6 protein-coding genes are annotated in these 10,074 nt (G+C 46.8%); all 6 read left to right on the forward strand.

What is annotated here, in order from left to right; genetic code table 11:
• Positions 1-42: 42 nt before the first annotated feature.
• Positions 43-606, forward strand: a complete 564-nt coding sequence (locus tag ACTHMC_RS27310) for an RNA polymerase sigma factor (RefSeq protein ID WP_440418211.1) — start codon at positions 43-45, stop codon at positions 604-606.
• A 95-nt stretch (positions 607-701) separates the two neighbouring features.
• Positions 702-1,907 (forward strand): FecR family protein, encoded by a 1,206-nt coding sequence (locus tag ACTHMC_RS27315; RefSeq protein WP_440418212.1) that lies wholly within the window; start codon positions 702-704, stop codon positions 1,905-1,907.
• 191 nt (positions 1,908-2,098) lie between these two features.
• The gene (locus ACTHMC_RS27320; protein WP_440418214.1) at positions 2,099-5,350 is read left to right on the forward strand and encodes a TonB-dependent receptor; all 3,252 of its coding nucleotides are present in this window, start codon (positions 2,099-2,101) and stop codon (positions 5,348-5,350) included.
• Between the two features lie 24 nt (positions 5,351-5,374).
• On the forward strand, positions 5,375-6,829 hold the full coding sequence (locus tag ACTHMC_RS27325) for a RagB/SusD family nutrient uptake outer membrane protein (protein WP_440418215.1): 1,455 nt from the start codon (positions 5,375-5,377) through the stop codon (positions 6,827-6,829).
• Between the two features lie 27 nt (positions 6,830-6,856).
• Entirely contained in the window at positions 6,857-8,839 is a 1,983-nt protein-coding gene (locus ACTHMC_RS27330) for an FAD-dependent oxidoreductase (RefSeq protein WP_440418217.1), read from the forward strand.
• Positions 8,840-8,889: 50 nt separating this feature from the next.
• Positions 8,890-10,074, forward strand: a 1,185-nt coding sequence (locus tag ACTHMC_RS27335; RefSeq protein ID WP_440418219.1) for a glycoside hydrolase family 16 protein, incomplete at its 3' end; no start/stop codon positions are given.

Here is a 10,074-nt window from a genome sequence, read left to right on the forward strand (position 1 = left end):
TGCTGCTGCTTGTCTGTACTTCCATCATATAATGAAGTTGTATTGATCCAACGCCTCGCTGAAGGTGATCAATATGCGTTCAGAGTGATCTTTGAACGGCATTCCGGGCAGATCCATGCCGTAGGCCTCAAGATACTGAAGTCCCCCGAGCTCGCTAAAGACCTTGTACAGGACACATTCATGAAGGTGTGGCACCATCGTGAACAACTGAAAGAAGTCAAAAACTTTTCCGCTTATCTGAATGTGGTGTCGCGCAATCTCGCTATCGATCTGCTGCGAAAAAAGGTTTTTACCACTGAAAACGAAGAGTACCTGACCGGCTATTTCGCTGAAGATGCCGCCACGCCTGGCGAAGATGCCGAATACCGGGAACTGGAGCAGCTCCTTCACAATGCCGTGGACAATCTTCCCCCACAGATGCAGCAGGTATTCAGGCTGAGCAGGTTTGAAAGGCTCAGTCATGCTGAAATTGCTGAGCGCATGAATATCACACGCGTTACTTCCAAATCATACATGGTAAGAGCACTGGCTGCCGTTCGCAAATACCTCTCACACTATCAGTATGAATCACTTACCGGCTGGATTGCCATCTTTTTATTTTCCTGAATTATTTTTTTGAACAGACGCATTCCTCTTTCTTTTTCATCCGTCATTTGATTGCATGCTGCCGGAAAATCCGGCTTTAACGCATACGAAGCCATATGACTAAACAAGAAACCCTACGACTGCTTTGGGACAAATATGTAATGGATCAAAAGCTCTCTGCTCCTGAGCTCAGGCAGTTGAAAGAGCTGATCAATGATAAAGACAACAGCAGTCTTGTTCCGGAATTGCTCAATTCCGTTTACGAACAAAAACAGGAAATTTCCGCTGAATATTCTTCCGGCGATGCATTTAAAGAAATATGGGAAAAGCTTCATCAGCATCCGGAAACATCTCCCGCGCCTGTTATTACCTCTTCATTTAAAAGAAATTGGTGGAAATATGCCTCAGCCGCAGCAATCTTTATAGCTGCAGGTTTGGGCATTTACCGGTTTGTGATCAGCAACAGCGCTCAAACTATTGCAGAGCAGCCATCCGGTTCAGTACTCAGTTCTACTGAGATCCAGCCCGGTGGTAATAAGGCCATGCTCACGCTGGCCGATGGTTCCGTGGTAGCCCTGAATGATGCGCAGGATGGTGTGCTCGCTACGCAGGGGGGAGTGAACGTTGTCAAACTCAACAATGGTGAATTGTCATACCAGGCAGATAATAAACAGGCAAACGAAGTATTGTTCAATACCATCGCAACGCCCAGGGGTGGCAAATACCGGCTGACGCTTCCCGATGGCAGCAAAGTTTGGCTGAATGCTGAAAGCAGCCTCCGTTATCCAACCGCATTTACCGGAAAAACGCGCGGAGTGGTGTTGAAAGGAGAAGCATATTTTGAAGTGACTTCCAATGCTGCACAGCCCTTCCTGGTGGAAGTAAAAGACCTGAAAGTGGATGTTCTCGGCACCCGATTCAATATCATGGCCTATGAAAATGAAACCATCACCGCAACAACGCTGGTGGACGGCGCAGTGCGTGTTAGCGCAGCATCCCGGCAGCTTTTGCTGAAGCCCGGTCAACAGGCTTTGCAGGGAGAACATGGAAGCATGAAGATGGTCAATGATGCTGATATACAGCAGGCACTGGCCTGGAAGAATGATTATTTCCAGTTCAATGCAGATCGCTTCGATCAGTTAATGCGTCAGATAGAACGCTGGTATGATGTATCCGTAAAATTTGAAGGCGCTGTGCCGGAGAGAAAATTCGGCGGAAAGATCTCCAGGTTGAGCCCTTTAAATGATGTTCTCAGGATCCTGGAATTAAGCGATGTGAAATTCAGGGTCGAAGGAAAAACAATCACCGTTATCAACAAATAAATATAAAAAAGCTCAGGCATTAAAAAAGCCAGAAGTGCAGCGAACACTTCCAGCTTGACATTTAATGCTTTGAAGCCACCATTCTGGGGTAGACTTTCTAATACACTAAACAAGTCAAATGTATGCAAATTAATCTTTTGTCGGGCCGCTGGCATCTGCAGCGATCCCCGATAGCCAAATCGATGCTTATTATGAAATTGATTGCCTTTCTCATGTTGGTGGCCTGCTTGCAGGTAAGCGCTACAGGCATTAGTCAGTCTATTTCCGTTTCAGAGAAAAATGCGCCGCTGAAAAAGATCTTTCAGACCATCGAAAAGCAAACGAATTATGTGTTCTTTTTCGATGCGGATCAGCTGGCAAAAACAAAAAAGGTAGATGTACATTTTTCCAACGCACCCATTGAAGATGTACTGAAAGCCTGTTTAAAAGATCAGCCGCTTGAATATATAATCGTAGGTACCACTATCGTTATAAGAAAAAAAACTGTTGAGAAGGTGACTGAAGCAGATGCACCAGTACCGCTCACTGTGACCGGCAGAGTACTGGATGACCAGGGCAAGCCGCTTTCCGGGGCTTCTGTGGTAGTGAAAAATAAAAAGACAGGTATCAGTACTGATGCAGAAGGAAGGTTTTCCATAGAAGCGCAGCCTAATGATATTCTCGTGATCTCCTTTATCGGATTTGAATCAAAGGAAATTGCTGTTGGGAATCGTACTTCTATCGAAATTACTCTGACTCCTGATCAGAAGATAGGGGAGGACGTTGTTATTGTGGCCTATGGCAGGGTAAAGAAAGGCGACCTTACCGGATCCGTTTCCCAGGTAAAAGGAGCGGACCTCAGTTCATTTCCCACTACCAATGTATTGCAGGCCATGAGTGGCCGTGCTTCCGGCGTAAGGGTGATGCAGAACAGTGGCTTGCCCGGTGCGCCTGTCAGCGTGAGGATCCGCGGCGCCAACTCCATCCTGGGTGGAAATGAACCATTGTATATCATAGATGGTTTTCCCAGCACACCCACTTACCTGCAGAATGCGGATATCGAATCGATGGAAATTCTGAAAGATGCCTCCTCAACTGCCATGTATGGATCAAGAGGCAGTAATGGTGTTGTGATCATCACTACGCGCGGCGGTAAAAAGAATCAACCGACAAGAGTGAATGTGGATATGGGTTATAGCGTGCAGTCGATCACAAAAAAAATGAAACTGCTGAACCCGTTCCAATATGCCTCGCTGTATAATGAGCAGGCAAAAAATGATAATATAGCCCCTTATTTTTCCCAGGCACAACTGGATTCTTTTAAAAATATGCCGGGAACCGACTGGCAGGACCTGATGTTGCGCAATGCGCCTGTTTACACCAGCAACGTGAGTGTTGCGGGTGGAAATGATAAAACAAGCTTTTTCCTTTCCGGCGGCCTCTTCTCTCAACAGGGGATCATTCCTAATTCAGACTATAACAGGTATTCAGTAAGAGTGAACCTTAGCCATGAGATCAGTAAGGTTTTCAGCGTAACGTATACCAGTGCTTATACCAGGAGTGACCGCACTCACCAGGGATCCACACCGGGTAACAGGGGAAGTGATATGTTCGGAGGTATGTTGTTCGCTCCGCCAACTGTAGGTCCTTATGATGCCAATGGCCGTTATGTAAGATTGAATACGCTCTATTCCTTTATTTCCAACGCCATTATCAACCCTGTTGCAACAAAGAATGAAGCGTCTGCCGGCACAAAATCAGATGATTTTGTAGCCAACCTGAACCTTCGTGTGAAACTGTTGAAAGACCTTGAGTTCAGGGTATCCGGCAACGTAATGAACAATAATACCCGCAATGATAACTTCACTAACCGGGAGCCTTACGCGTTGAACTCAGCAGGGTATGCCAGTGTGAACACCAACCAGTTCACCAGCCTGCTCAATGAGAATATCGTCAACTATAAAAAAACGATTGCGGGCAAACATGCACTGGATGTGGTGGCCGGCGTGGCCAATCAGCTGGACAAAGCTTCGAATATGGGCTCAGGCAATGCCCAGGGTTTTCTCAGCAACACCGTCAACACAGGAAACCTGCAATCGGCCAGCGTACCTGGCCTTCCCAATTCAGGATATTCCAGAACAGCTTTGTCTTCATTCGTAGGCCGTGTGAACTATGCATTTGACCAGCGTTATCTTTTGACTTTCAGTTTCCGCCGCGATGGTTATTCCGCCTATTCCAAAGATTCCCGCTGGCAGAATTTCCCTTCAGCGGCCATTGCCTGGAGGGTTTCCAATGAACCGTTCCTGCAGAACTCGCGCATCGTGTCAGATCTGAAACTGAGAGCATCCTACGGCCGTACAGGAAATACTTCCATCAATGCTTACCAGACCCTCAATATCCTCCAGGTGTATAATACCATCTTTGGCGATGATCTGGTTATCAGCTATGCGCCACGCAAGGAATATCCCGGAAACCTGAAATGGGAGAAGACGGACCAGGTAGATATTGGTATCGATGCTGGACTGTTCAATAACAAAGTGCGCATCACCGCCGATTATTATTACAAGAGAACCACCGACCTCCTGAACAAGGTGCAGTTGCCCACTTCTTTCGGCTATGAAGATGCCTTGCAGAACGTAGGGGAGATCAGCAACCGTGGTGTGGAGATAGGGATCGATGCCACTGTGGTGGATAACAGCGACTGGAAATGGACGCTGGGCGGTAATATCGCATTCAACCGCAACAGGGTGGAGAAACTGTACAAAGGCCAGGACATTGTAGGCTCCAATATCTTCACCGGCAACCTAAATGATTATGTGAATATCCTGCGTGAGGGTGAGCCAGTGTTTGCATTTTATGGATATAAAGAGATCGGTTATACAGATAACGGATTGATCAAATACGAAGACAAGGTGGCGGATGGGTCTATCAATGCGCTCGACAGAAGCATCATCGGAGACCCCAACCCTGATTTCATCTATGCGCTGAACTCGGTTACTCGTTTCAGGGATTTTGAACTGACCCTGTTCTTCCAGGGCTCACAGGGCAATGACATCTTCAACCTCAATAAAGCCAGCACACTGGATATGGGATGGGGATTGAACCAGCCCGAAGATGTGTATACAAACCACTGGACGCCCGAAAACACCAATGCAAAATATCCCAAGCCAACCAGTAAGATCAATGGCAACGTGTCCACAAGATTCATAGAAGACGGATCGTACCTGAAGCTCAGGAATATCATGCTCGCTTATTCACTTCCTGTTCAGAACTGGAAGATCAAACATGTGAAATCTGCCCAGCTCTATGTGAGCGCGCAGAATATGATCAGGATCACCAATTACTCCGGCTATGATCCCGAAGTGAATGCCTATGGCTCTTCAACATCCATTGCACAGGGTGTTGACTATACAGTGTATCCAAACAACAAGTCTGTTACCATTGGTTTCCGTTGCGGATTTTAATCAGAAGTTTTAAATCATTTCGATATGAAAAATATTTTTGGATTGGCAGTTGTTTGTGCGCTGGCGCTTACATCCTGCTCTAAGTTCTTGGAAGAAAATCCACAGCAGATTGCCGTGGAGAATTTTTACAATACTCCGGTGGAAATGGAAGCAGGCCTGAATGCTATCTATGAAACGGTCCGGTACCTCTCCACCTTTGGTGGTTTCTATACCATCCAGCATGAGATCAATACTGAATATATGTATGGCCGTGGCAGCTTCGCCCCGATGAATGCATATGATGGACTGGACAATACCAATGTTGGTCGTATCACCGATACCTGGAATAACTTTTACAAGGGCATCCGCAATGCGAATATCATTATAAAAAAGGCGCCGCTGGCCAAACAGATCACGGATGCCGAAGAAGCGAGATATGTTGCTGAAGCGCGTTTCATGAGAGGCCTGTTCTATTTCCACGTAGTAAGGAACTGGGCAGGTGTACCCTTGCATGATGAGAATAATATCGATTCCATCAATGTACCTAAAAGCAGTGCTGCCAAAATCTATGACCTGATTCAGCAGGACCTGGTTTTTGCTGAGAACAATCTTCCTGACAATCCACGGCTTGTTGGTACGCCTTCCAAATGGACGGCCAAAACCGTGCTGGCTGAAGTATACCTGACACTGGAGAAATATGATCTGGCCAGAAAAGCCGCCTGGGAAGTGATCGATTCAAAGAAATACTCACTGGTGAATGTGACTGTAAGGGATGATTTTGAAAAGATATTCGGACGGGATGCCAACAATACTTCAGAAGAGATCTTCTACTTCAAGTATTCCTCCAAGGTATCCGGACAGGGCTACCAGTACCTGGCATACCTGCATGCGGCAAAGACCACGCATTTTCCACCGGGAGGTTTCAGTACTATTTACAGTGATTCTCTGAATCCCTTCCTGGCAAACTGGGACCGTAACGATCTGCGCTATTATTTTACCTGGTATCCTTCTGATGTTGGTGTAACTGCCAAATCAACGGTGCTGGTTAAGAAGTTCAGTGACCGCTCGGCAACCATTGCTCAGGGAAATAATGATTATCCTTTATACCGTTATGCAGATCTTCTTTTGTTTTACGCAGAAGCTGAAGCCAGCATGAATGGCGCACCTACGGCGGACGCGCTTGAAAAGCTGAACATGGTCCGCCGCAGGGCTTATGGTAAACCGGTGAATACACCTGATGCAACTGTTGACCTGAAACTGGCCGATTATCCGGACCTTAATTCCTTTGTGAGACGTGTAGTGCTGGAGCGTGGATATGAAACAGTAGGAGAAGGGAAACACTGGTTTGATCTGAAAAGACTGGGCATCTGGAAAGAAACGATTCAGCAGGTGGAAAACCTGGTACTCAAAGACAAACATATGTTATGGCCGATCCCTCCGCGGGAGTTCAATGGAAATACCGCGCTGAACCCTACCGTGGATCAGAACCCCGGCTACTAACCAGTGTATTGAATAAAAAAGAAGATCATGAAGTATTCAGTTCTGTTTGCTGTTTGCAGTTTAATAGTAGTATCTATAGCAGGTTGTAAAACCGGAGAAGATAAAACAGATATATGTATCTATGGCGGTAATGCAGCTGGTGTGATTGCTGCATACACCGCTGTAAAGATGAATAAGAAAGTTATTCTCATAGAGCCTGGTTTTCATCTGGGTGGATTGACCACCGGTGGACTGGGTTATACCGATATCGGCAATAAGTACGCGATCAGCGGCCTTTCGCTGGATGTGTATCGCCGCATAGGAAAACACTATGGCAAGTTTGAACAATGGATCTTCGAGCCCAGCGTAGCTGAAGATGTGATGAAGCAATACATCCAGGAGGCAGGCGTGCAGGTGATCTATGGCCACCGCGTGGAAAAAGTGGAAAAGACAGGAACGAAGATCAGCAGCATAACAGTTCAGAAAGAAGATGGCGCAAGTAAGCAGATCGCTGCCAGCATGTTCATCGATTGTTCTTACGAAGGCGATGTGATGGCGCGCGCAGGTGTTACTTACACTGTGGGTCGCGAAGCGAACAGTCTGTACAATGAAACCTATAATGGCGTGCAATTGCTGGAAGGTCACCAGTTCCCGGATGGGATCGATCCGTATAAAGTTCCGGGCGACTCGTCAAGCGGTCTGGTCTGGGGTGTAAGTGATGGGCAGTTGGCTGAAAGAGGAGCCGGCGATAAAAAAGTGCAGGCCTATAATTTCAGGATCTGTCTGAGCAATAAACCGGAGAACCGGGTTGAAATTACCCGTCCGGATAATTACGATAGTACGCGGTATGAATTACTGCTTCGCTACCTGCAAAAGAAAGTGCCCGGTGACCTCTGGGGTTTTCTGAAGTTTGACCTGATGCCGAATAATAAAACGGATATCAATAATAATGGACCGATCTCAACAGATATGATCGGCTATAACCATAATTATCCCGAAGCGGATTATGCCACCAGGAAAAAGATCCAGAAAGAGCATGAAGACTATACAAAAGGCCTCCTGTATTTCATCGGCCATGATCCACGCATGCCTGAGCACCTGAGAAACCAGATGCTGCAATGGGGCTATCCAAAAGATGAATATACGGATAACGGCAACTGGTCGCTACAAATGTATGTCCGCGAATCACGCCGCATGGTAGGTGCTTATGTGATGACGCAGCACAACTGTGAAGGACGCGAAGTGGCGGAAGATGCTGTAGGTATGGCTGCTTACACCATGGACTCTCATAACTGTCAGCGACTGGTGGTGAATGGTATGGTGAAGAATGAAGGAAATGTAGAGATCGGGGGATTCGGTCCGTACCCTATTTCTTACCGCTCGCTGATCCCGAAGAAAGGAGAGTGCGATAACCTGCTGGTGCCGGTATGTCTGTCGGCTTCTCATATTGCTTACGGCTCCATCCGTATGGAACCTGTATTCATGGTGCTTGGCCAGTCTGCTGCTATTGCCGCTGCTTTAGCGATAGAAAATGGAAATGACGTACACCAGGTGGATATTAAAAAGCTGCAGGCAAAACTGAAGACAGATCCGCTGATGAATGGAAAAGTTCCGGAAGTACTGGTAGACAATGATGATAAGACCGGCGTTACAGTAATTGGTAACTGGCAGGTGTTGAAAAAAGGTGCTTACGGCAGCTCCATGCTGGTTGACAGCAGCAAGGGAAAAGAAGCGAAATCCATTCAGTTTGCGCCTTCCATTTCCACCGATGGCGATTACCAGGTGTATATCTACATTCCCAAATTAAAGGAAATGAGCTCTCAGATCCCCATTCAGATAAATGGTGCATCTGGAAATAAAAGCATGGTGATAAAACCCGCCGAGATCATCGTTGAAGGACAGACCTCCGGTGAATGGGTAAGCCTGGGCATACATAAATTTTCAAAAGATCAGAAAGGATATATTGAGATCAGTAATGCCAATGCAGACGGATATCTTCCGGCTGATGCCATACTGTTCATTCCACAGTAGAGCAGGCGCTTCTGCTCACTCCTTCGTCAGAAACATAAAATAATTGCCATATGAGAAAGATTTTACTCCTGGTTTGTCTTTGCATCCTGGCATGCATAGACAAGCTCGATGCACAGTTTTTGTTGATTGATGATATGCAGGGAAACGGGCCTGCATCCGGTATGTGGATCTATAATGCCGGCTCCGGTGCAACAGGGTCTGTGATCTTCAATGCGCCCAATCCAGGTCCATCCTCTGTAAACTCAACTTCACACACAGCAAAATTTACAAAAGATACCAGCTGCTCGCCATATATGGCGGCAGCTGTTACGCTATCATCTCCGCTCGATCTGAGTGCCGGTGCCACTTTCCGGATGATGGTGTACAGCAATGTGAAAGAAGATGTGATGTTCAAGCTCCAGCCCGGCACAGATTATACGCAGGCTGTATTTCAGACTTACCGTATAAAGAATGTGAATCAATGGGAAGAAGCGGTGTTCACATTCACAGGTATCAATAACCGGACAGACCTGAACAGGATCGCCATTCAGTTTATCGATGGTAAGAAGGCAAATGGCATTCTGTATTTTGATCAGATCCAGGCGCCGAACCCAACCAGCCTGTATTTCACGCCCACCAATATTCCCATGGGAGCGGAGAGTGGGAAGTTCATCGACGTGAACCTGCATGGTAATATTTTCAAGCCGGTGCTTGATCCGGCTGGCTGGATCAGCTCTGCATTGCCACCGGGTGTGTCTGTTGGCAGTATTGCAAGGGTCAATGATACCATGGCCAGGATAACACTGGCAGGTAATTCGGCGGTTAACTATTCAAGGACTGTTTTTTCTCTTTCCATAAATGGAAGTGAATTACAAAACCCCAATGCAGCTGCATACAATGCAAAGGGATCGGTAGTGTTTGATGGAAATCCAGACTGGACGATGATCTATAATGATGAATTTGAAGTGGATGGATTGCCGGACCCAACGAAATGGTCGATCGATGCACGTCCGAAAGGCTGGATCAATAATGAGCAGCAGGTGTATACCGATGCAGCACGGGATAATGCGAGGGTGAGAAATGGGAACCTGATCATTACCGGGAAAAAAGATTTTCCAACCGGTGATCCCAATGCACCCTGGTCTTCCGCACGATTGGTGTCGCTTGGTAAAATGGAATTCCTGTATGGAAAAGCGGAGATGCGCGCAAAGCTTCCTCGTGCACGTGGCTCCTGGCCTGCTTTCTGGCTGATGCCG

This window comes from Pseudobacter sp. (assembly GCF_051955275.1).
Taxonomy (GTDB): domain Bacteria; phylum Bacteroidota; class Bacteroidia; order Chitinophagales; family Chitinophagaceae; genus Pseudobacter.

Excerpts from the sequence above, each read along its gene's own strand:
- ACTHMC_RS27315 (WP_440418212.1), top strand. The coding sequence starts at position 702 with ATGACTAAACAAGAAACCCTACGACTGCTTTGGGACAAATATGTAATG.
- ACTHMC_RS27320 (WP_440418214.1), top strand. The coding sequence starts at position 2,099 with ATGAAATTGATTGCCTTTCTCATGTTGGTGGCCTGCTTGCAGGTAAGC.
- ACTHMC_RS27325 (WP_440418215.1), top strand. The coding sequence starts at position 5,375 with ATGAAAAATATTTTTGGATTGGCAGTTGTTTGTGCGCTGGCGCTTACA.
- ACTHMC_RS27330 (WP_440418217.1), top strand. The coding sequence starts at position 6,857 with ATGAAGTATTCAGTTCTGTTTGCTGTTTGCAGTTTAATAGTAGTATCT.